At 73.1% G+C, this 23,005-nt stretch carries 17 protein-coding genes; 14 read left to right on the forward strand and 3 right to left on the reverse strand.

Annotated features, from left to right (window positions below):
* The 4 genes from ACFVXK_RS26200 to ACFVXK_RS26215 form a co-directional block, all read left to right on the forward strand.
* Positions 1-1,534: IucA/IucC family protein (locus tag ACFVXK_RS26200; RefSeq protein WP_389615642.1), on the forward strand; the 1,534-nt coding region annotated here is incomplete at its 5' end.
* A gap of 30 nt (positions 1,535-1,564) precedes the next feature.
* Positions 1,565-2,254 carry a GNAT family N-acetyltransferase gene (locus ACFVXK_RS26205; RefSeq protein WP_389615644.1) on the forward strand — a complete coding sequence of 230 codons (690 nt, stop codon included), beginning with the start codon at positions 1,565-1,567 and terminating at the stop codon, positions 2,252-2,254.
* Positions 2,255-2,362: 108 nt separating this feature from the next.
* Positions 2,363-4,219, forward strand: coding sequence for an IucA/IucC family protein (locus ACFVXK_RS26210; protein ID WP_389615646.1), 1,857 nt, complete (start codon positions 2,363-2,365; stop codon positions 4,217-4,219).
* A 51-nt stretch (positions 4,220-4,270) separates the two neighbouring features.
* Positions 4,271-6,241, forward strand: a complete 1,971-nt coding sequence (locus ACFVXK_RS26215; protein WP_358892000.1) for an ATP-dependent DNA helicase — start codon at positions 4,271-4,273, stop codon at positions 6,239-6,241.
* 80 nt (positions 6,242-6,321) lie between these two features.
* Here the strand turns inward: ACFVXK_RS26215 and lexA are convergent, their stop codons facing one another.
* On the reverse strand, positions 6,322-7,116 hold the full coding sequence (gene lexA / locus ACFVXK_RS26220) for a transcriptional repressor LexA (protein WP_389615648.1): 795 nt from the start codon (positions 7,114-7,116) through the stop codon (positions 6,322-6,324).
* Positions 7,117-7,646: 530 nt separating this feature from the next.
* On the opposite strand from lexA, the gene nrdR reads away from it, so the two are divergent.
* From nrdR to ACFVXK_RS26260, 8 genes are all read left to right on the forward strand, one after another.
* A complete protein-coding gene (nrdR, locus tag ACFVXK_RS26225; protein WP_079431988.1) occupies positions 7,647-8,162 on the forward strand; it encodes a transcriptional regulator NrdR in 516 nt (171 codons plus the stop codon).
* Positions 8,163-8,296: 134 nt separating this feature from the next.
* The gene (locus ACFVXK_RS26230) at positions 8,297-11,179 is read left to right on the forward strand and encodes a vitamin B12-dependent ribonucleotide reductase (protein WP_389615650.1); all 2,883 of its coding nucleotides are present in this window, start codon (positions 8,297-8,299) and stop codon (positions 11,177-11,179) included.
* A 179-nt stretch (positions 11,180-11,358) separates the two neighbouring features.
* Positions 11,359-12,195, forward strand: coding sequence for an arylamine N-acetyltransferase (locus tag ACFVXK_RS26235; protein WP_389615652.1), 837 nt, complete (start codon positions 11,359-11,361; stop codon positions 12,193-12,195).
* Between the two features lie 33 nt (positions 12,196-12,228).
* Positions 12,229-12,834: a YdbC family protein gene (locus ACFVXK_RS26240; RefSeq protein WP_389615654.1), complete on the forward strand. Its 606-nt coding sequence runs from the start codon at positions 12,229-12,231 to the stop codon at positions 12,832-12,834.
* Between the two features lie 72 nt (positions 12,835-12,906).
* A complete protein-coding gene (locus ACFVXK_RS26245; RefSeq protein ID WP_079430125.1) occupies positions 12,907-13,566 on the forward strand; it encodes a histidine phosphatase family protein in 660 nt (219 codons plus the stop codon).
* Between the two features lie 11 nt (positions 13,567-13,577).
* Entirely contained in the window at positions 13,578-14,492 is a 915-nt protein-coding gene (locus tag ACFVXK_RS26250) for an ADP-ribosylglycohydrolase family protein (protein ID WP_389615656.1), read from the forward strand.
* Between the two features lie 493 nt (positions 14,493-14,985).
* Complete coding sequence (locus ACFVXK_RS26255) at positions 14,986-15,696, forward strand: ribonuclease HII (protein ID WP_389615658.1); 711 nt, start codon at positions 14,986-14,988, stop codon at positions 15,694-15,696.
* 59 nt (positions 15,697-15,755) lie between these two features.
* Positions 15,756-16,388: a hypothetical protein gene (locus ACFVXK_RS26260; protein WP_389615660.1), complete on the forward strand. Its 633-nt coding sequence runs from the start codon at positions 15,756-15,758 to the stop codon at positions 16,386-16,388.
* Between the two features lie 125 nt (positions 16,389-16,513).
* Here ACFVXK_RS26260 and ACFVXK_RS26265 read toward each other — a convergent pair whose 3' ends face one another.
* Positions 16,514-17,140, reverse strand: coding sequence for a hypothetical protein (locus ACFVXK_RS26265; protein ID WP_389615661.1), 627 nt, complete (start codon positions 17,138-17,140; stop codon positions 16,514-16,516).
* 215 nt (positions 17,141-17,355) lie between these two features.
* Positions 17,356-19,515: a RecQ family ATP-dependent DNA helicase gene (locus ACFVXK_RS26270; RefSeq protein WP_389615663.1), complete on the reverse strand. Its 2,160-nt coding sequence runs from the start codon at positions 19,513-19,515 to the stop codon at positions 17,356-17,358.
* A 132-nt stretch (positions 19,516-19,647) separates the two neighbouring features.
* Here ACFVXK_RS26270 and ACFVXK_RS26275 point away from each other — a divergent pair, with 132 nt between their 5' ends.
* Entirely contained in the window at positions 19,648-20,910 is a 1,263-nt protein-coding gene (locus tag ACFVXK_RS26275) for a DUF4192 domain-containing protein (protein WP_389615665.1), read from the forward strand.
* Between the two features lie 488 nt (positions 20,911-21,398).
* A complete protein-coding gene (locus ACFVXK_RS26280; RefSeq protein WP_389615667.1) occupies positions 21,399-22,970 on the forward strand; it encodes a glycogen debranching N-terminal domain-containing protein in 1,572 nt (523 codons plus the stop codon).
* The last annotated feature ends 35 nt before the right edge of the window (positions 22,971-23,005 follow it).

The following is a 23,005-nucleotide window of genomic DNA, read 5'->3' on the forward strand; positions in this document are numbered from 1 at the left end:
CCACCGCACCCCCCCCCCCCGCCCCGAAGCCGCCCCCCCCGACGCCCCCCCCGTGCACGCCCCCACCCCCCCCGCCCACAGCGCCCGCGAGGGCAACGGCCGTGGCGGCGATCTCGTCGGCCGGGTCGCCGACTCGGTGCGCCGTACCACCGAGTTCATCGCCGACCGCCGCCGTCGCCCCACAGCCCCCACCCCCATTGCCGGGGACCTCTTCCTCACCGCCGAACAGTCCCTCCTCCTCGGACACCCCCTCCAACCGGATCCCAAGAGCCGCGAAGGCCTCTCCGACACCGAAGCCCACCGCTACTCACCCGAACTCCACGGCTCCTTCCCCCTGCACTGGTTCGCGGTCGCACCCACCGCCCTCGCCACCGACTCCGCCTGGACCGAACGCGGCCGCCCCGTCTCCGCCGCGCAGCTCCTCGCCCGGCTCGCCCCCGGACTCCCGCTGCCCGCCGGCACCACCCCCCTTCCCCTGCACCCCTGGCAGGCCCGCGACCTCCTCCAGCGCCCCGCCGTCGCCGCCCTCCGCGACGCGGGACTCCTCACCGACCTGGGCCCGTACGGACCCCCCTGGTACCCCACCTCCTCCGTCCGCACCGTCCACCGCCCCGGCGCCCCCGCGATGCTCAAGCTCTCCCTGGGCCTGCGCATCACCAACTCCCGCCGTGAGAACCTCCGCAAGGAACTCCACCGCGGCGTCGAGGTGCACCGGTTGCTCCGCACCGGCCTCGCCGAGGAATGGCAGACGGCCCACCCCGGATTCGACATCGTCCGCGACCCCGCCTGGGTCGCCGTCGACACCCCGGACGGCACCCCCGTACCGGGACTCGACGCCCTGCTGCGCCACAACCCCTTCCGCTCCGACGACGACGCCGTCTGCGTCGCCGCGCTCACCTCACCCCGCCCGTGGCCCGGCCGCACCACGATGCGCTCCCGGCTCGCCGACACCGTCTCCCGGCTCGCCACCAGCACCGGCCGGCCCACCTCCGCCGTCGCAACCGAGTGGTTCCTGCGCTACCTCGACCAGGTCGTCCTGCCCGTCCTGGCCTTCGACGCGCTCGCCGGCATCGCCCTCGAAGCCCATCAGCAGAACACCGTGGTCCTCCTCGACCGGGCCGGCTGGCCCGCCGGCGGCCGCTTCCGCGACAACCAGGGCTACTACTTCCGCGAGTCCCGGCGCACCGAGCTGGAACACCGGCTCCCCGGCATCGGCCGCGCCAGTGACACCTTCGTCTCCGACGCCGTCACCGACGAGCGCTTCGCCTACTACCTCGGCATCAACAACGTGCTCGGTCTCATCGGGGCCTTCGGATCCCAGCGGCTCGCCGACGAGCGCGTACTCCTCGCCGCCTTCCGCCGTTTCCTCGGCAAGGCCGCGGACCTCGGCCCGCTCCCCACGCAGCTGCTGGACTCACCCACCCTGCGCTGCAAGGCGAACCTGCTCACCCGCCTGGGCGGCCTCGACGAGCTCGTCGGCCCCGTCGACACGCAGTCCGTCTACGTCACCCTCACCAACCCCCTCCACGACTGACGCGCTCACACCGACACGGAGAACAGCCCGATGCCCCCCGCCGAAACGACCACCAGCACCGCCATCGGCCTCGCCCACCACGAAGCCGACCACCACGAGCCCCCCGGACACCGCTTCGCCGTCGGGCTGCTGCCCCTGCTCGCCGAGGCGGACCTCCTCGACTCGCCCGCAGGCTGGGGCGCCTTCCCCACACCGGTCGGAGCCTTCCGCCTCGAACCCGCACGGCCGGGCCGAGACCTACCGCTCCTCACCCGCTGGATGAACGACCCCGACGTCGCCGCCTACTGGGAGCTCGCCGGCGCATCCGCCGTCACAGCCGCCCATCTGCGGACTCAGCTCGACGGCGACGGCCGCAGCATCCCCTGCCTCGGCGTACTCGACGGCACCCCGATGAGCTACTGGGAGATCTACCGGGCCGACCTCGACCCGGTCTCCCGCCACTACCCGGCGCGCCCCCACGACACGGGTATCCACCTGCTGATCGGAGACGGCACGAACCGCGGACGGGGCCTGGGGACCACGCTGCTGCGCGCCGTCACCGAGCTCGTCTTCGACAACCGCCCCCGCTGCACACGGGTCATCGCCGAACCGGACATCCGCAACACCCCCTCCGTCTCTGCCTTCCTCGCCGCCGGTTTCCGCTACGCCACCGAAATCGAACTCCCCGAGAAGCGCGCCGCCCTGATGATCCGGGACCGGTCGCTGCGCAATCTCCTCTGATCGCCGCCGACCCGCCGTCCTCCGCCCCCAGGACCGACCGTCTTCCTACGCCTCTCACTTCGAAAACTCCGCGGCGCACCGCGGAGTTCCCGATCCTCGAGGAGTCCCGTGCCGAACTTCCCCGCAGCCCCCGACTCCGCGGAACCCGCCGTCCCCCCGTCGCCCCAGCACCCGTGCACGCCCCCCGAGCTCAACCGTCCGACCTGGGACGGCGCGGCCCGCCGGCTGCTCGCCAAGATGCTCGCCGAGTTCGCGTACGAGGAGATCGTCACCCCCGTCCCGGCGCCGGCGGCCGCGGGTGACGCCTGGACCCTCACCCTCGACGACGGCAGCAGCCTCGGGTTCCGCGCGCGCCGCCGCGCCTACGGCAGCTGGCAGGTCGCGCCGGACACGCTCACCCTCACCCCGCCGTCCCCCTCGACCGACTCCCCGGAGGCCTTCGCGGACCCGTTCGGCTTCCTCGTCCGCGCCCGCACCCTCCTCGGACTCGACGGACCCACCCTCGGCCACCTCATCGGCGAGCTCAGCGCCACCCTCGCCGCCGACGCCCGCCTCGACCACCACGCCCTCACCGCCGACGTCCTCGCCGACCTGGACTACGCAGCCCTCGAAGGGCACCAGACGGGCCACCCCTGGCTCGTCCCCAACAAGGGCCGGATCGGATGGTCCGCCGCGGACGCCGCCGCCTGGGCCCCCGAAGCCCGCACCCCGCAGCGCCTGCCCTGGCTCGCGGCCCACACCTCCCTCGCCCGGTACCGCGGCGGCGCCGGCCTCGAGGACCCCGCGCGCCTCTACGCCGCCGAGCTCGACCCCGTCACCCGGGCCGCCTTCGACCGGACCCTGCGCGACCGCGGCCTGGACCCCCTCCGCTACCTCTACCTGCCCGTCCACCCCTGGCAGTGGGACGAGATCGTCCTGCCCCTCTTCGCCCCCGCCCTCGCCTCCGGAGCCCTGGTCCCGCTCCCCGCCGACCCTGACGAACGGCTCCCGCAGCAGTCCGTCCGCACCTTCCTCAACCTCACCCGCCCCGACCGCCACAGCGTCAAGCTGCCGCTGTCCGTCTTCAACACCACGGTCTGGCGCGGCCTGCCGGGTGAGCACACCCTGGCCGCCCCCGCCGTGACCGCCTGGATCCACTCCCTGCGCGACGCCGACCCCTTCCTCCGCGACGAATGCCGGGTGATCCTGCTCGGGGAGGTCGCCTCCGTCACCATCCGCCACCCCGTCTACGACCAGCTCCCCGAGGTCCCCTACCGGTACAAGGGCCTCCTCGGGGCGATCTGGCGCGAGCCCCTGACCCGCCACCTCGCCCCCGGTGAGCGCGCCCGCACCCTCGCCTCCCTCCTCCACACCGACCCGCGCGGCCGCGCCTTCACCGCCGAGCTCGTCGCCCGCTCCGGCCTGGCACCCACCGCCTGGCTCCAGCGCCTCTTCGCCGCCCTGCTGCCCCCGCTGCTCCACTTCCTCTACCGCTACGGCACCGTGTTCTCCCCGCACGGCGAGAACGCGATCGTGGTCTTCGACGAGCAGGACGTGCCCGTCCGCCTGGCCGTCAAGGACTTCGTGGACGACGTCAACATCAGCCGGACCCCGCTCCCCGAGCAGGCGTCCCTGCCCGACGAGGTCCGAGCGGTCCTGCTCACCGAGCCGCCCGCCTTCCTCACCCAGTTCATCCACGCCGGCCTCTTCGTCGGGGTCTTCCGCTACCTCGCCCCCCTGTGTGAGGACCGGCTCGGAGTTCCCGAGTCCGAGTTCTGGTCCCTCGTACGGGCGGAGATCATCCGCCACCAGGCCCGCTTCCCGGAGCTCAAGGACCGCTTCGAGACCTTCGACCTGCTCACCGAGCGGATCGACCGGCTCTGCCTCAACCGCAACCGGCTCCACCAGGACGGCTACCGCGACCGCCCGGACGTCCCCCGGGCCGTCATCCACGGCACCGTGCCCAATCCCCTGCACCACCCGTGAGGCCGGATCGGTACGTCACTGTCGGCGGCGCCCCGTAGGGTTGATCCTGCTATGACGAAGCCCTCCCTCCCCGACCTGCTGCACGCCGCCGTCTCCGCCGTCGGCGGCACGGAGCGCCCCGGCCAGGTGGCCATGGCCGAAGCCGTCGCCGAAGCGATCGACGACAACTCCCACCGGCTGATCCAGGCCGGCACCGGCACCGGCAAGTCCCTCGGCTACCTGGTCCCCGCCCTCGCGCACGGCGAGCGCGTCGTCGTGGCCACGGCGACGCTGGCGCTCCAGCGCCAGCTCGTCGAGCGCGACCTGCCGCGCACGGTCGAGGCGCTGCATCCGCAGCTGCGCCGGCGGCCGCAGTTCGCCATGCTCAAGGGCCGGTCCAACTACCTGTGCCTGCACCGGCTGCACGAGGGCGCCCCGCAGGACGAGGAAGAGGGCCTCTTCGACCAGTTCGAGGCCGCCGCCCCCACCAGCAAGCTCGGCAAGGACCTGCTGCGCCTGCGCGACTGGGCCGACGAGACCGAGACGGGCGACCGCGACGACCTCACCCCCGGCGTCTCCGACAAGGCCTGGAGCCAGATCTCGGTCTCCTCCCGGGAGTGCCTGGGCGCGACGAAGTGCGCGTACGGGGCCGAGTGCTTCGCGGAGGCGGCCAGGGAGCGGGCCAAGCTCGCCGACGTGGTCGTCACCAACCACGCCCTGCTCGCCATCGACGCCATCGAGGGCGCTCCCGTGCTGCCGCAGCACGAGGTGCTGATCGTCGACGAGGCCCACGAGCTGGTATCCCGCGTCACCGGCGTCGCCACCGGCGAGCTCACCCCGGGGCAGGTCAACCGGGCCGTGAAGCGCGCCGCCAAGCTGATCGACGAGAAGACCGCGGACTCCCTGCAGACCGCCTCGGAGACCTTCGAGCGGGTGATGGAGCTGGCGCTCCCCGGCCGCCTGGAGCAGATCCCCGACGACCTCGGCTACGCGCTGGCCGCCCTGCGTGACTCCGCGCGCAACGTCATCTCCGCGATCGGCGCCACCCGCGACAAGTCCGTCCATGACGAGGACGCCGTCCGCAAGCAGGCCCTGGCCGCGGTGGAGAACGTCCACACGGTGGCGGAGCGGATCATGCTCGGCTCCGAGTACGACGTCGTCTGGTACGAGCGCCACGACCGCTTCGGCGCCACCCTCCGGGTCGCACCGCTGTCGGTGTCGGGGCTGCTGCGCGAGAAGCTGTTCGAGGACCGATCGGTGGTCCTCACCTCGGCCACCCTCAAGCTCGGCGGGGACTTCAACGGGGTCGCGGCCTCGCTCGGCCTCTCCCCGGAAGGGGTCGAGGGGGAGGACGTACCGGTCTGGCGCGGCCTGGACGTCGGGTCCCCGTTCGACTACCCGAAGCAGGGCATCCTCTACGTCGCCAAGCACCTGGCCACGCCGGGCCGGGAGGGCACCCGCGGCGACATGATGGACGAGCTGGCCGAGCTGATCGAGGCGGCGGGCGGGCGCACCCTCGGCCTCTTCTCCTCCATGCGCGGGGCCAAGGCGGCCGCCGAGGAACTGCGCGGGCGGCTCGACAACCCGATCCTGCTCCAGGGCGAGGAGACGCTGGGCGAGCTGATCAAGACCTTCGCCGCCGACCCGCGCACCTGCCTGTTCGGGACGCTCTCCCTCTGGCAGGGCGTGGACGTGCCCGGTCCCAGCTGCCAGCTGGTGATCATGGACCGGATCCCGTTCCCGCGCCCCGACGACCCGCTGATGAGCGCGCGGCAGAAGTCCGTCGAGGAGAACGGCGGCAACGGCTTCATGGCGGTGGCCGCCACGCACGCGGCCCTGCTGATGGCCCAGGGCGCGGGCCGGCTGGTGCGGGCCTCCGGTGACCGGGGCGTCGTCGCGGTCCTGGACCCCCGGCTGGCCACGGCCCGGTACGGGAGCTTCCTGCGGGCCTCGCTGCCCGACTTCTGGTACACCACGGACCGCAACCAGGTCCGCCGCTCGCTGGCCGCGATCGACGCGAGCGCCCAGGCCGACGGCAAGTAGGCCGCAGGCCGGCGTACAGCGGGCATGGAACAGCTCCGGGACCGGCGCAGAGGGTCCCGGAGCTGGCTGGGGGCGAGGGGTCAGACCCGGCGCAGTACCGCGACGACCTTGCCGAGGATGGTCGCCTCGTCACCGGGGATCGGCTGGTAGGCGGCGTTGTGCGGGAGCAGCCAGACGTGGCCGTCCTCCCGCTTGAAGCGCTTGACCGTGGCCTCGCCGTCGAGCATGGCGGCGACGATGTCGCCGTTCTCCGCCACCGGCTGGCGCCGGACGGTGACCCAGTCGCCGTCGCAGATGGCGGCCTCGATCATCGAGTCACCGACGACCTTGAGTACGAACAGCTCACCGTCGCCCACGAGCTGGCGGGGGAGCGGGAACACGTCCTCGACCGACTCCTCGGCGAGGATCGGGCCGCCGGCCGCGATCCGGCCGACCAGGGGGACGTAGGAGGCGGCGGGCTTGCCGGTGGTGTCGGTGGGCTGCGAGCTGGGCTGGTCGGAGCCGCGCACCTCGTAGGCGCGGGGGCGGTGCGGGTCGCGGCGCAGGAAGCCCTTGCGCTCCAGGGCCATCAGCTGATGGGCGACGGAGGAGGTGCTGGAGAGGCCGACGGCCTGGCCGATCTCGCGCATCGACGGCGGGTAGCCGCGGCGCTGCACCGAGTCCCGGATGACCTCGATGACCCTCCGCTGCCGGTCCGTGAGCCCGGAGCTGTCGGCGCGGATGCCTGGAGGGCGCCCTGGCAGCGAGCGTGCGGGGCGTACGTTCGCCTCCGCCTCCGGGTTCTGACTTGCGTCACTCATGGCATGCACCGGCTCGAGTCGGCTCTGGGAGCGGTTCTGGGCAGTGATGGTGGCACTGTCTGCGGTGGTGGTCACGTCGGCCCCTCTCGAAATGTTCTCCCTAGCTGGACAACGGTAGTAGCTTTCGAAAGGTTGCGCCAAACACACGTTCGAGTGAAAAATCGCGGATCGCCCACTCGGATGAGAGTGGCGGGTGTATGGCCGGCCGGGGTGGCCGGCCGGCGTGGACGGCCGGTCCGAACGGCGGTCCGGAGGTGTGTGGCGGACCCGTCGTCCGAACACGGATTCGGAACCGCGTCTGCTGCTTACGGTACCCTTCCGGGTTGGGTCGCCGCCGTCCGGGTCGCCGCCCAGTGTGGCACCGGAACCCACGGAAACCGGCCATCCGGCCCCGCGACACGCGTAGGCACGTAAATCCTCCCCAACGCAAGATCTAGTGGTTGGATGAGCGTCACAACCCACAAGTTGTGGTCCGCGGTCGGCTCGAACCTCCGGGATCGCATATGCTTGTGGCTGCTTCACGAGCCCCCGGCGGAGACTCGCTCTCCGTCGTCGAAGGGCTCCGTGGGGTGATTCAGTCGTGCCAAGAGGAGGGTGAGGGAACCATGCACTGCCCCTTCTGCAGGCACCCCGACAGCCGCGTCGTCGACAGCCGCACCACCGACGACGGAACGTCGATCCGCCGGCGCCGTCAGTGCCCCGACTGCTCCCGTCGCTTCACGACGGTGGAGACGGCCTCGCTGATGGTGATCAAGCGAAGCGGGGTCACCGAACCCTTCAGCCGCACCAAGGTCATCTCTGGCGTCCGCAAGGCGTGCCAGGGGCGGCCGGTCACCGAGGACGCCCTCGCCAAGCTCGGCCAGCGGGTCGAAGAGGCGGTGCGCGCCACCGGGAGCGCCGAGCTGACCACCCACGACGTGGGCCTGGCCATACTCGGCCCGTTGCAGGAGCTCGACCTGGTCGCGTACCTGCGGTTCGCGTCCGTGTACAAAGCTTTCGACACCCTTGAAGACTTCGAGACCGCCATCGCGGAACTTCGCGAGCCGCGGCCTCATCCCCATGAGTGCGAGCCCGGAGGGACCCCCCCGGTCGTCCCCGTGCCCGCCTCCGCCGCCGACTGACCGGACAGGGCCGCAGCGCAGTGCGGCCCCGCCGGCCGGCAGGGCGAGATTCGTAGATACAAGACACAGCATTGTGCCGCGGAATATCGCTGGCACTTTAGGGCGTTTTTGCCCGCATATGGGAGGCAGGCGGCATGACAGAGACGGCGAGCAGCTCGGCACGTGGTTCCCGCGCCAAGGGGACCAAGGCCGCCAAGGGCGGCCTGCGGATCGAGCGCATCCACACCACCCCCGGCGTGCACCCGTACGACGAGGTGAACTGGGAGCTCCGTGACGTCGTCATGACCAACTGGCGCGACGGCTCGGTCAACTTCGAGCAGCGCGGCGTCGAGTTCCCCGACTTCTGGTCGGTGAACGCGGTCAACATCGTCACCAGCAAGTACTTCCGCGGCGCCGTCGGCACCCCGCAGCGCGAGACCGGCCTCAAGCAGCTCATCGACCGGATCGTGAAGACCTACACGAAGGCCGGCGAGGACTACGACTACTTCGCGTCCCCCGCCGACGCGGAGATCTTCGAGCACGAGCTGACCTACGCCCTCCTGCACCAGATCTTCAGCTTCAACTCCCCGGTGTGGTTCAACGTCGGCACGCCCCAGCCGCAGCAGGTCTCCGCCTGCTTCATCCTCGCCGTCGACGACTCCATGGAGTCCATCCTCGACTGGTACAAGGAAGAGGGCATGATCTTCAAGGGCGGCTCCGGCGCCGGCCTGAACCTCTCCCGCATCCGCTCCTCCAAGGAGCTCCTCTCCTCCGGCGGCAACGCCTCCGGCCCGGTCTCCTTCATGCGCGGCGCCGACGCGTCCGCCGGAACGATCAAGTCGGGCGGCGCCACCCGCCGCGCGGCCAAGATGGTCGTCCTGGACGTGGACCACCCGGACGTCGAGGACTTCATCGCCACCAAGGTGAAGGAGGAGGAGAAGATCCGCGCCCTGCGCGACGCGGGCTTCGACATGGACCTGGGCGGCGACGACATCACGTCCGTCCAGTACCAGAACGCCAACAACTCCGTCCGCGTGAACGACGAGTTCATGACGGCCGTCGAGAACGGCACCGAGTTCGGCCTGCGCGCCCGCATGACCGGCGAGGTCATCGAGAAGGTCGACGCCAAGGCGCTGTTCCGCAAGCTCGCCGAGGCCGCGTGGGCCTGTGCCGACCCGGGCATCCAGTACGACGGTGTGATCAACAACTGGCACACCTGCCCCGAGTCCGGCCGCATCACCGCGTCCAACCCCTGCAGCGAGTACATGCACCTGGACAACACGTCCTGCAACCTCGCCTCGCTCAACCTGATGAAGTTCCTGCACGACGACGGCAAGGGCAACCAGTCCTTCGACGCCGAGCGCTTCGCCAAGGTCGTCGAGCTCGTCATCACCGCGATGGACATCTCCATCTGCTTCGCGGACTTCCCCACGCAGAAGATCGGCGAGAACACCCGCGCCTTCCGCCAGCTGGGCATCGGCTACGCCAACCTCGGCGCCCTGCTGATGGCCACCGGCCACGCGTACGACTCGGACGGCGGCCGGACCCTCGCCGCCTCGATCACCTCGCTGATGACCGGCACCGCGTACAAGCGCTCCGCCGAGCTGGCCGCCATCGTCGGCCCGTACGACGGTTACGCCCGCAACGCCGACTCGCACAAGCGCGTCATGAAGCAGCACGCCGACGCCAACGCCGTCGCGCCGCGCACCGAGGACCTGGACAACGCGATCTGGGCCGCGGCCACCGAGGCCTGGCAGGACGTCCTGCGCCTCGGCGAGAAGAACGGCTTCCGCAACTCCCAGGCCTCCGTCCTCGCACCGACCGGCACCATCGGTCTCGCGATGTCCTGCGACACCACCGGTGTCGAGCCGGACCTGGCCCTGGTCAAGTTCAAGAAGCTCGTCGGCGGCGGCTCGATGCAGATCGTCAACGGCACCGTCCCGCAGGCCCTGCGCCGCCTGGGTTACCAGGAGGAGCAGATCGAGGCGATCGTCACCCACATCGCCGAGCACGGCAACGTGGTCGACGCCCCCGGCCTGAAGACCGAGCACTACGAGGTCTTCGACTGCGCGATGGGCGAGCGCTCCATCTCCGCGATGGGCCACGTCCGCATGATGGCCGCGATCCAGCCCTGGATCTCCGGCGCGATCTCCAAGACGGTCAACATGCCCGAGACGGCGACCGTCGAGGAGATCGAGGAGATCTACTTCGAGGCGTGGAAGCTGGGCGTCAAGGCGCTCGCGATCTACCGCGACAACTGCAAGGTCGGCCAGCCCCTCTCCGCCAAGAAGAAGGAAGAGGAGAAGGCCGAGATCACCGAGAAGGCCGAGGAGACCATCCGCACGGCCGTCGAGAAGGTCATCGAGTACCGCCCGGTCCGCAAGCGCCTGCCCAAGGGCCGCCCGGGGATCACCACCTCCTTCACGGTCGGTGGCGCCGAGGGCTACATGACGGCCAACTCCTACCCGGACGACGGCCTGGGCGAGGTCTTCCTGAAGATGTCCAAGCAGGGCTCGACCCTCGCGGGCATGATGGACGCCTTCTCGATCGCCGTCTCCGTCGGCCTGCAGTACGGCGTCCCGCTGGAGACGTACGTCGCGAAGTTCACCAACATGCGCTTCGAGCCGGCCGGTATGACGGACGACCCGGACGTGCGGATGGCGCAGTCGATCGTCGACTACATCTTCCGCCGCGTGGCGCTGGACTTCCTGCCCTTCGAGACCCGCTCGGCCCTCGGCATCCACTCCGCCGAGGAGCGTCAGCGCCACCTCGACACCGGTTCGTACGAGCCGCTCGAGGAGGAGGAGCTCGACACCGAGTCCCTGGCCCAGTCGGCGCCCGTCGCCGCCGTGGCCAAGCCGGTGGCGGTCGTCCCGGTCCCGGCCCCGAAGACGGCGCACAGCAACGCCGAGCTGGTCGAGATGCAGATGGGCGTCTCCGCCGACGCCCCGCTCTGCTTCTCCTGCGGCACGAAGATGCAGCGCGCCGGCTCCTGCTACATCTGCGAGGGCTGCGGCTCCACCAGCGGCTGCAGCTGACGGCTGATTCCTAGCACCACGTGAAGAGGGTGCCGACCTCCGGGTCGGCACCCTCTTCACGCTTGTGCGGCGCGGTGGGTGAACGGCGAATACGGCTGGTGCGCAAGGCCGGACGCGGTGATCATGGGGCGGGGTCCGCGGGCGTCGGGGGCCCGGGACGTCACGGCGGGGGACAGCGGATGGGCATGTGGAACGGTGACGAGCTGGACCTGGACGCGTACCTGGACCGGATCGGACTACGGCGCGCGGCCCGGGAACTCAGGCCGGACCTGCGGACGTTGTACGAGGTGCAGCGCGCCCACACCGCCGCCATCCCCTTCGAGACCCTGGACGTCCTGCTCGGCCGCCCCGTCCGGCTGGAGCTGGGGGCCCTGGAGGACAAGCTCGTGCACGGCCGCCGCGGCGGCTACTGCTACGAGCAGAACTCGCTGCTGGCCGCCGCCCTGGAGCGGATCGGCTTCGAGGTCACCGGACGCGGCGCCCGCAACCGCACCCGCGCGGACGCCGTGACACCGGTGACGCACGCCGCCCTCGTCGTCACCGTCGACGGCGAACCGTGGCTCTGCGACGCCGGATTCGGCTACCAGGGGCCGCGCGAGCCCGTTCCGCTCGGACGGCCCGGGGTCGAGGTGCGCCAGGGGCCGTGGACCTTCGCCGTCCGCGAGGAGGAGGGCGGGGTGCTCGTCCTGAGCATCCGCCGCGGGGGCGCGTGGCGGGACCTGTACGCCTTCTCGCCGCAGCACTACCTGCCCGTCGACTACGTCGTCCTGAACCACTACAGCTCCAGCCACCCCCGGTCCTCCTTCATCGGCAAGACCCTCGTCCAGCTTCCGGGCGACGAGGTCCGCACGACGCTCGTGGACCGTGAGCTGATGCGTCTGTACCCCGACGGGCGGACCGAGCGGGAGCCCGTCGCCCCGGACGGGCTGGTCGGTCTGCTCGACCGGGAGTTCGGCCTTCGGCTGCCCGAGCGGGATGCGGCCGAACTGGTACGGATCCACCGCTCCGAGGACTGACCGGGGCCGGGCCCGGGACCGTACGATGGCGCGGTGCTGGTCAAGTGGATTCGCTGCACGGTGACGGACCGACGCGGGTTCGAGCGCGGGCAGCGCAAGTGGGCGGGGCTGCCCGGCGAACCCGGGTTCCGGGGGCAGGGCGGCGGCTGGAGCAGAGGCCGGCAGGGGGTCGCGCATGTCTTCGCGTTCTGGGAGAGCCGTTCCTTCTACGACTCCTTCATGGCCCGCTCCCACGACAGACTGGCCGCCGCGCAGACCGGCACCTACACCGACGCCCGGGTCACGCTCTTCGACCACCGCTTCGACGTGAAGACCGGCTTCGAGCCGCGCTTCAGCGACGCCGACGTGGTCCGGGTCGCGCACACCCGGGTCAGGGAAGGGCGCCTGGAGCACTTCGCGCTGATGCAGGAGAAGGTCTGGAACCCCGCCATGGCCGGGTCGCCCGGAATGATCCGGGGACTCTTCGGCGAGGCGCCGGGCCGGGAGTTCCTGGTGCTGTCCATGTGGCGTGCGGCCGCCGAACACGGCAAGTACCGGCAGGAGCGGGTGGAACGGCTCTCGCTGCGCGCCCAGACCGAGGCGGACGTCGAGGCGCTCACGGGGGACGTCGTGGACCTCGAACCCAGCTGGACGGTATGACCGTACGACGAACAGCCCCGCGACCGGCGTGCCCGGGCCACACCCGCCCCGGGCGCCGCATAGGGTCGGGGCATGGTTCGACCACGGCGCATCGTCCTCGTCCGGCACGGGGAATCGGAGGGGAACATCGATGACACGGTGTACGAGCGCGAGCCCGACCACGCCCTGCGCCTGACCCGCGCCGGCCGGGAACAGGCCGCCGAGGCCGGGGTGCGGCTGCGTGAACTCTTCGGCGAGGAGCACATCAGCGCGTACGTCTCCCCGTACCGCCGCACCCTCCAGACCTTCCGCGAGCTGCGCCTGGACCCCTCACGGGTGCGGATGCGCGAGGAGCCCCGGCTGCGCGAGCAGGACTGGGGCAACTGGCAGGACCGTGACGACGTCAAACTCCAGAAGGCCTACCGCGACGCCTACGGCCACTTCTTCTACCGCTTCGCGCAGGGCGAGTCCGGCGCCGACGTCTACGACCGGGTCGGCTCCTTCCTGGAGAGCCTCTACCGCAGCTTCGAGGCCCCCGACCACCCCGAGAACGTGCTGCTGGTGACGCACGGTCTGACGATGCGGCTGTTCTGCATGCGCTGGTTCCACTGGTCGGTCGCCGAGTTCGAGGCCCTCTCCAACCCCGGCAACGGCGAATTCCGCGTGCTGATGCTCGGCCCCGACGGCCGGTACCGGATGGACCGCCCGTTTGAGCGGTGGACCACACCCGAGCCTTATGACCTGGACGGCTAAAGTGGCGCGCGATGACCGCTGATTCCGCTTCCGAACGGCGCTACGCACGCGCCCTGTCCAGCCTCCGTGGGCTGGCCCTGGGGGACGCCCTGGGCTCCCAGTACTTCGTCCCCGTGAACTACCCGCTGCTCAAGCGGCGCGAGCTGCCGGCCGGCGGCGAGCCGTGGCAGTGGACCGACGACACCGAGATGGCCTGCTCGGTGGTGGCCGTGCTCGCCGCCCACGGCCGCATCGACCAGGACGCGCTGGCGGCCTCGTTCGCCGAGCACCACGACTTCGACCGCGGCTACGGGCCCGCCGTGAACCGGATGCTGCGCCTGGTCCGTGAGGGCGAGGACTGGCGCACCCTGGCCGCCGAACTCTTCAACGGGCAGGGCTCCTGGGGCAACGGCGCCGCGATGCGGATCGCACCGCTGGGCGCCTGGTACGCGGAGGACCCCGAGCAGGCCACCCACCAGGCCGAGATCTCCGCCTACACCACCCACCAGCACCGCGAAGCGGTGTGCGGGGCGATGGCCGTCGCCGCCGCGGCCGCGCTGGCCGCGGCCCCCGCCGGCCCGCCGACCGCCGAGGATCTGCTGGACGGGGTGATCGCGCTGGTGCCGCGCAGCGCCGTGGGCGCGGGCGTGCGCCGGGCACGCGACATGCTGGACTACGGCGACGCCAACACCGTCGCGGCCGTACTGGGCTGCGGCCGACGCACGAGCGCCCACGACACCGTGCCCTTCGCGCTCTGGTCGGCCGCGCGGGCCCTGGACGACTTCGAGCGGGCCTTCTGGACGACCGCCCAGGTCGGCGGGGACGTGGACACCACCTGCGCGATCGTCGGCGGGATCCTGGGCGCGCGCGGGGACGCCGCGCTGCCGGGGACCTGGCTGGCCCGGACCGAGGCCCTCCCGGCCTGGCTGCCGGAAGCCGCGATTTAGCCGGTCCCCCTCACCCGGGACCCGTGCAGGAGGCCCTGGTGAGGGGGAGATCCCACGAGGGACGGGGTCGCGTTCGTCGGCCGGGGTGGAGCTCCACTCGCCCTTCACGAATGCGATCCAGTCCACGGTGCTCTTTCGCCAGATGATCGGGCGGGGGTGGTACGAGCCGACATGTGAGGCGGTACGGGAGTCGTTACTGCGGCGTATCGAGCGGGTGGACGTTCGCCCGGACGCCGCGAGTCCGCTGATCGTCGAGGTGGTCCCGGCGCTGCCGATGTGTCGCACGAAGGTGTGCGGGAGCGAATGGCTGGACCGGGGGATCGCCGGGATGGCCGGCGGACCGATGGTGCCCACGTCCTGCGCCCGAGCCCCCGCGGCCGGGGTGCGGCAGCCCCGCGCGGGCCCGTGCGCCGACCGCCGGGCGCCCGGCGCGTGTGCTTGGGCCGGGCCGGGGTGTGCAGGCGGCCCGCGGCGGCGTAACCTTGCTGGCGCCATGCCGTACGAAGCACCCACCCACACCGTCGAGCGCTCCCTCCGTGCAACCACCGGCGCCAAGGTCATCGCCGGGGTCGACGAAGTCGGACGAGGCGCCTGGGCCGGTCCCGTCACCGTGTGTGCGGCGATCACCGGTCTGCGTCGGCCCCCCGAGGGGCTCACCGACTCCAAGCTCCTCACCCCCAGGCGGCGCGACGAACTGTTCGACGTCCTGCAGGCCTGGGTCACCGCGCACGCCCTCGGCCACGCCTCCCCGGAGGAGATCGACGAGCTGGGGATGACGGCCGCGCTGCGGCTCGCCGCCGTGCGCGCGCTGGACGCCCTTCCGGTGCGGCCGGACGCGGTGATCCTCGACGGCAAGCACGACTACCTCGGCCGGCCCTGGCAGGTCCGCACGGTGATCAAGGGCGACCAGTCCTGCATCGCGGTGGCCGCGGCCTCCGTGATCGCGAAGGTCCAGCGCGACCGGATGATGGCGGCCCTGGGCGAACCCGGCGACGGGCTGGAGCACTTCGCCTTCGCCGCCAACGCCGGCTACCCGTCGCCCGTGCACCGCGCCGCGCTGGAGGAGCGCGGGCCCACCGTGTACCACCGGCTCTCGTGGTCGTACCTCGACGCGCTCCCCCAGTGGCGGCACTTGAAGAAGGTCCGCCGCAGCGAGGAGTCGACGGAGCTGGAAAACGGAGGCCAACTCGGCTTCGATTTCTGATCGCACCCACGTGCCACCCACCGGTACGTTTCGTACCGGTGTTTGATAGACATCAACTCATGCCTCTCACCCCCGCCATCGAGGAGCCTCAGATTCACGAGAGTGCCCAGGGTCCCCGCGTCACGCCGGCCGCGAGCCGCACCGCGCAGACCCCCCGCCCCGTACCTGGTCCGCGTCCCGCCGCCGTACCCCGGCCCGGGCGCCCCGGTCCCGTCCGCCCGGCCCCGCCCGCGCAGCGCGCTGGACAGGCCACCCCCGGACCCGTTCCCGCAGCCCCCGCCGCGCCGTCCGTCTCGGCCGCGGTGCCGCAGGTCCAGCTGATCCCGGCCTCGGCCGAGGGTGCGCTGGACGCGGCCGAGGAGGCCGTGGACCTGCTGCTCGACACCGGGCGCGCGCCCGGCGACATCCTGGTGATCACCACTGGCGACCCGCACCCGTGGGCCGCGCACGAACTGTCCTTCGGCGAGGCCTCCTACTGGGCCCAGCACGACGCCGGGGACGACGTCTTCTACGCGGACGCGGCGCAGGTACAGCGCGCCGCCGGGCGTCCCGTCGTGGTCTTCGCGGCCAACGGCGGACCGGCCGGAACGACCGCCGCCGCACTGCCGGTCGCGTTCGCGCGGGCGGGTGCGCTGCTCGTCGTCTGCGGCGACGCGGAACAGATCAACTCCGTGCTGGGTGCGGGCGTCTGACGCCCCGTCTCCCCACGGGCGAGGGGCGGGGCGGGCCGGTGCCGGCCCCGCTGAGGTCCGAGGCCCGACCAGCCGTGCCCCCTTTCGCGGGAGTGCGGCCGTGCGGGCCTGGGCCGTGTCCCGGCCTAGCGGGCCGCCGCCCGGCGCAGCGGCTCCACCGTCCCGCCGGCGGTGCTCAGCGGCAGTGACGCGATCTCGGTCACGGAGCCGAGCCGCTCGGGCCTGGACTCCGAGCTGGGGTGCCGTCCACCGCGGCCTTCGCCCAGCACCTGCCAGCCCCCGCGGGTCAGCGTGATGTAAGCGCCGCAGCGCAGCCCGTGCAGGGTGCAGGCGTCCCGCAGTCCCCACATCCAGGCCCCGTCCTCCTCGGTCCACCGCTCGTCGCCCTCGCGGCAGTACATCAGCACCGCCGTCCGGACCGGGGTCCGCCGCCGCAGGTCGTGCGGGATGACCCGGCGCAGCCGGGACAGCAGGGCGTTGCGGTACTCCCAGCCGTCCGCCGAGGCCGAGCGCTGCACGAACGAGGCGCTGGCGACCAGCCGTTCCTCCGGGCCGAGCACGGCTATGACGGCGGTCGACGGCACCGGGCTGTGCCGGGAGTGCAGGCCGCTGACCACCTCACGCGGATTGCGCAGCAGGGGAACCCCCGCGGCGGTCCATTCGGAGGGTTCGAGCAGTCGGCCGTGCCGACTGGCGCCACCGGTGGCCGTTGTCAAGGACGCGGTCGCGGGCGGGGCGAATCCGAAGGTCACGGTCCTCCCTTCGGGTACACGCCCGCGAACGGGCACGGCTGAGGTGTGGGCGCGCCGCAGCGCGGCCCAGGAGAGTGCCGACGAGCCGAGCGGGAGCACTCCGATTCTCGCGTGGCCCGCGACGGTGGGGCAATGAGCATTTGAGGACGCGGACCGGAATTCGCCGGTATGCCGTTCATATCCTTGCCCCGCCACGCCGAAGTCGACTCATTCCGCTACGGCTGGAGCGCGAGCACCAGCGGAAACACCCCCCTCACCCCCGCTCGCCGCAGCAGCCGGGCCGCCACCGCGAGGGTCCAGCCGCTCTCCGCGCGGTCGTCGACGAGGAACACCGGACCAGGGACCTCGGCAAGGCTCGCCGCCAGGGCTGGCGGCACGGTCAAGGCCTGGTGGAGCCCCCGGACCCGCTGGGCGCTGTTCGAGGACGGAAGCCCGAACTCCGGCGCCTGGTCGGTGTACTCCAGGGCTCCCAGCAGCGGAATCCGTCCGACTTCCGCGATCCGCGCGGCCAGCGAGCCGACCAGCTGCGGGCGGCTGCGCGAGGGCAGCGAGACCACTCCCACGGGCCGGGCCGGGGCGTCCTCGGCTCCCGAGGCCCAGCCGCCCGGCCCCCGGGCCCAGTCGGCCAGAACGGCCACCACCGCCTGGGCCACATCGTCCGGAACCGGCTGGTCGGGTGCCTGGGGGGCCAGTATCGGCCGCAGCCGGTTGCCCCAGCCGATGTCGGACAGCCTGCCCAGGGCCCGGCCGGGCGCGGCCTGTTCGCCCGCCGGGATCCGGCCCTTGAGGTCCACGCCCACCGCCGCGAGCCCGGTCGGCCACATCCGGCGCGGTTCCAATTCCACGCCGGGACGGCCCAGTTCCCCCCGGGCGGTGTCCAACGCGGCGGAGGAGACCGCGGCGGTGAAGCGGGCGCCCGCGCAGTTGTCGCAGCGGCCGCAGGGGGCGGCCCCCTCGTCGTCGAGCTGCCGGCGCAGGAACTCCATCCGGCATCCGGTGGACGCGGCGTAGTCGCGCATCGCCTGCTGTTCGGCGGCCCGCTGCCGGGCGACCCACGCGTACCGCTCGGCGTCGTACACCCAGGGCTCGCCGGTGGCGGTCCAGCCGCCCTTGACGCGGTGGACCGCGCCGTCCACGTCCAGCACCTTGAGCATCGACTCCAGCCGGGTCCGGCGCAGGTCGACCAGCGGCTCCAGGGCCGGGAGCGACAGGGGCCGGCCGGCCTGGGCCAGGACGTCCAGGGTGCGGCGCACCTGCTCCTCTGGGGGGAAGGCCACCGACGCGAAGTACTGCCAGATCGCCTCGTCCTCGCGGCCGGGGAGCAGCAGCACCTCGGCGTGCTCGACGCCTCGGCCGGCGCGGCCGACCTGCTGGTAGTAGGCGATGGGGGAGGAGGGCGACCCCAGGTGCACCACGAAGCCCAGGTCCGGCTTGTCGAATCCCATGCCGAGGGCCGAGGTGGCCACCAGGGCCTTGACCCGGTTCGCCTGCAGGTCGTTCTCCGCCTGCTCGCGGTCGGCGTTCTCGGTCTTTCCGGTGTAGGAGGAGACCGTGTAACCCCGGTGGCGCAGGTAGGCCGTGACCTCCTCGGCGGCGGCCACCGTCAGCGTGTAGACGATGCCGGATCCCGGCAGGTCACCCAGCCGGTCGGCGAGCCACGCCAGCCGGTGCGCGGCGTCGGGCAGGGTGACCACGGCCAGGCTCAGGCTCTCGCGGTCCAGGGGGCCGCGCAGCACCAGGGCGTCCGTGCCCGCTCCGGTGCCGAGCTGCTCGGCCACGTCGGCCGTCACCCGGGCGTTGGCGGTGGCCGTCGTCGCCAGGACCGGGACGCCCGGGGGCAGGTCGGCCAGCATCGTGCGCAGCCGGCGGTAGTCGGGGCGGAAGTCGTGGCCCCAGTCCGAGATGCAGTGGGCCTCGTCGACCACGAGCAGCCCTGTCGCGGCGGAGAGCTTGGGCAGGACCTGGTCGCGGAAGTCGGGGTTGTTGAGGCGCTCCGGGCTGACCAGCAGGACGTCGACCTCGCCCGCCGCGACCTCCGCCTGGATGCCCTCCCACTCCTCCGGGTTGGCGGAGTTGATGGTGCGGGCGTGGATGCCGGCGCGGGCGGCGGCCTCGACCTGATTGCGCATCAGGGCGAGCAGCGGGGAGACGATCACGGTCGGTCCGGCACCGGCCGCTCGCAGCAGGGAGGTGGCGACGAAGTAGACCGCGGACTTGCCCCAGCCCGTGCGCTGCACGACCAGGGCCCGCCGCTTGTGCGCGACGAGGGCCTCGATCGCCCGCCACTGGTCCTCGCGCAGCCGCGCGGTGCCCGTGGGGTCGCCCACGAGGCGGGCGAGTACGGAATCGGCGGAGGACCTCAGGTCTGCGTTCATGCCCCCATGCAACCCGATGCCTCTGACATCGCGCCAATGCGCACTCCCGCCTGTGGATGTTGAAGGCTGGACGAGCCGGGCGGGTTATCCACAGGGGTTTCCGGATCGGATCACGCACGGGACCGTCGAGGCATGACGACGAACCACGAATCACGCAGCCCGTCCGGCCGGCCGTCCATCAGCCCCGCCGGAACCCCCGCCGAACCCCAGATCACCCTGCGCAGCCCGGCCGAACTGGCCGACGCGCTGCCCTACATGCTCGGTTTCCACCCCACCGACTCCCTCGTCATGGTCTCCGTCCACGGCGCGTGCGGCCGCTTCGGCGGACGGCTCCGCGTGGGGATCCCCACCACCCCGGCAGAGTGGGAGGACACCGCCCGCCAGGTCGCCGACTGCCTGATCAAGAACGCCGAACGGCGCGGGGACAAGCCCGACGGGATCGTGGTCTTCCTCTGTCAGGACCCCGTCGGCGGCGAGAGCGGGCAGCGGGTCATGACCCGGTTGCGCCCGCTCGCCCAGCGGCTCCGGACGGCCTGCGGCGCGCTGGACGTCCCGGTCCTGGAGGCCCTGTGCCTCTCCGGCGGCCGCTACTGGTCGTACGTGTGCCCCGAGGGCGCCTGCTGCCCCGCCGAGGGGACCCCGCTCGCGCCGTCCGGCACCTCGGTGATGGCCGCGGCGGCCACCTTCGCCGGGCTCCACGTCCGCGGCTCCCTCAAGGAGATCGAGAAGCGGATGTCACCGCTCGGCGGGGCCTGGGCCACCGAGCAGGAAGAGGCACTGGAACGGGCCGCCGCGGACCTCGTGCCGAGGATGCTCGACGGGGAGACCCGCGAGGAGGTCGGCGCGCGGACCCTGGGCCTGGCCCGCACCCTCATGCGGAGGCTGACCCTCGCCCCACCCGCGGAAGGCGGACCCGGGGCGGACGACTGGGACGACGCCCTGGTCGGCCACGACGAGGCCGCGGCGGTGATCCTCGGCCTCCAGGACCGGGCGATCCGCGACATCGCCGCCGAGTGGATGGAGGGCGACGAGGCCGCCCCCGCCCTGCGCCTGTGGCGGGCCCTGGCCCGCCGCTGCGTCGGCGCCTACGCGGAGCACGCGGCGGCCCCGCTCACCCTGGCGGGCTGGGTCTCGTGGTCCAGCGGGGACGAGCCGACCGCCCGGATCGCCCTCGGACTGGCCCTGCGGGCCGACGCCGAGTACCGGTTCGCCCAGTTGCTCCACCACGCCTGCAACGAGGGCATCGACCCCGAGGGGCTGCGGCAGTGCCTGCGGGAGGAACGCAGGCGCCGCGAACCCCGCCGCAAGCGGACCGCCGCCACCACGCACCCGCCCGGCCGCCGCACCGGACAGCGCCGCCGACCGGCCCGCCGCGCCGAGGGGAGCGGGCAGTGAGCGCCCGCCGGGCGCCCCTTCCGGGCCGCCTCCCGCGACGGCTGTGGAGCGCGGCGGGCGGTCCCGCGCGCCGTTCGCGCGCCACCCGCTGCGGGCCGCCGCCACCAGGGCCCGTGACCCGGGCGGGGGCGGGGGCGTTCAGCCGGTGGGCGGTGGGGGTCCGGCCGCGCCGCCGCCCAGCCGAACCGGCCGGAGCGCAGACAAGGCGGCACATGGCTCCCCCCGCACCCGAAACCGGCCCGACCGGAACCACACCCGCTACCCGCTCGACGGTGTTCCCGCCCGGCACGCCTCCCGCCGTGGGCCCGTACCCGCCGGCTCCCCCGCCCGCCGCGGGATCACGTCCACCAGGGGCTCCGCCCGGGACCGCGCCGGCATCGGGCGCACACCAGCCCGGGACCGCGCCGGGGTCCGGATCCGCGAGCGCCTTCGCTTCCGGGGCCCGTCGGCCGGGGGAGTCGCCCGGGCCGGGCGGCGGGCGGGCCGAGTTGCCTCCGGTGCACGGCGCCGTCATCTGCGTCGCCGCGCCCTGCCTGGTCATCTCGCCCGAGCACGGCCAGCTGACCGGGCGGGGCGTCGAGGGGGTCTACCGGTCCGGGCGCCGGCTGCTGTCCCGCTGCGTCCTGCGCGTCGCCGGACGGGAGCCCGTCGCCGTCCAGGGGCGCAGCCTGGGAGCCGACCGGGCGGCCTTCACCGCCACCGTGCGCACCGGGGCCGAACCCGGCCCCGACCCCGACATCGGCGTCGAGCGGGTCCGGTACGCCGACGGCACGGAGCGCATCACCGTACGCAGCTTCGCCGCACGGCCGCTGCGCCTGCCGGTGGAGGTCGCGCTCGGCACGGACCTGGCCGAACTGGCCGCGGTGGCGGCCGGCCGTGCCGGGCCGGAGCTCACCCCCGGGGTGCACGCGGCCGGGCTGCGCTGGAGCACGGAGGAGGCCCTCGCCGTCACCACCGCCGAACCCGCCCCCGACGACGCCCTCGCCGCCGCCGGACTGCTGCGCTGGCAGCTCGAACTGGGCCCGGGGGAGTCCCGCAGCATCGAGCTGCGGACCACCCGGGACCGCACGCCGCGGGCCCCCGCCGGACAGGTCGCGAACCCGCTCGCCGACGCCCGCGCCGAGGGCGACGACCCGAGGGCCGAGGCATGGCTCAGAACCAGCGTCGAGGACCTGCGGGCCCTGCTCCTGAGGGACCCCGCGGAGCCGGCCGACGCCTTCGCGGCGGCCGGAGCGCCCTGGCGGCTCGGGCTGGCTCCGGCCGAGTCGCTGTGGGCCGCCCGGATGGCACTGCCCCTCGGCACCGGGCTCGCCGCCGCCACGCTGCGGACCCTGGCCCGCAGCCAGACCTCCGGGCGGGGACCGGGGGGCGGCATGATCCCGGGTCCGCTGCGCGCCGCCGGACCGCAGCTGCCGCCGGGCTGCACCGGCACCGAAGCCACCCTCGGCTTCCCGGCGGTGCTCGCCGAGGCCCGCCGGTGGGGGCTGCCCGAGGAGGAGGTGGCCCGCCTCCTGCCCGCCGCCGAACGCTGTCTGGACTGGCTGCGCCGGGCGCTCGGCGAGGACGGCTTCCTGGCCGACCCCGACCCGGGGCCGCGCCGCTGCGAAACCCAGGCCCACGCCCACCGGGCCGCGCTGCTCGGCGCCGATCTGCTCGACGGGTGCGGGCGGGCCGGAGCCGCCGAGTGGCGGGAATGGGCGGCCGCCCTGCGGGAGAGGTTCCTGGACCGGTTCTGGATCGACGGCCCGGACGGGGGCCGCCCCGCCGCCGCCCTGCATCCCGACGGCCGGCCGCTGGCCCGGCTGACGGGGGCGGCCGCGCACCTCCTGGACACCGGTCTGCTGGGCGGCGGCCGCCTCGCAGCCGGCCTGCTCGACCGGGTCCGCACCGAACAGCTCGCCCGGCTGCTCGGGGCCCCGGCCATGGATTCCGGATGGGGGTTGCGGAGCATGGCGTCCCGGGAGCCGGGTCACAACCCCTTCGGCCACCGCTCGGGCGCGGTCCGGGCGTACGAGAGCGCCGTCGCGGTGGCCGGGCGGGGCCCGGCGGGGCCCGAGTAGGCGGCCGCGGGGCCGCTGCGGGGGGTGCGGGACGC

This window comes from Streptomyces sp. NPDC058157 (assembly GCF_042884105.1).
Lineage (GTDB): Bacteria > Actinomycetota > Actinomycetes > Streptomycetales > Streptomycetaceae > Streptomyces.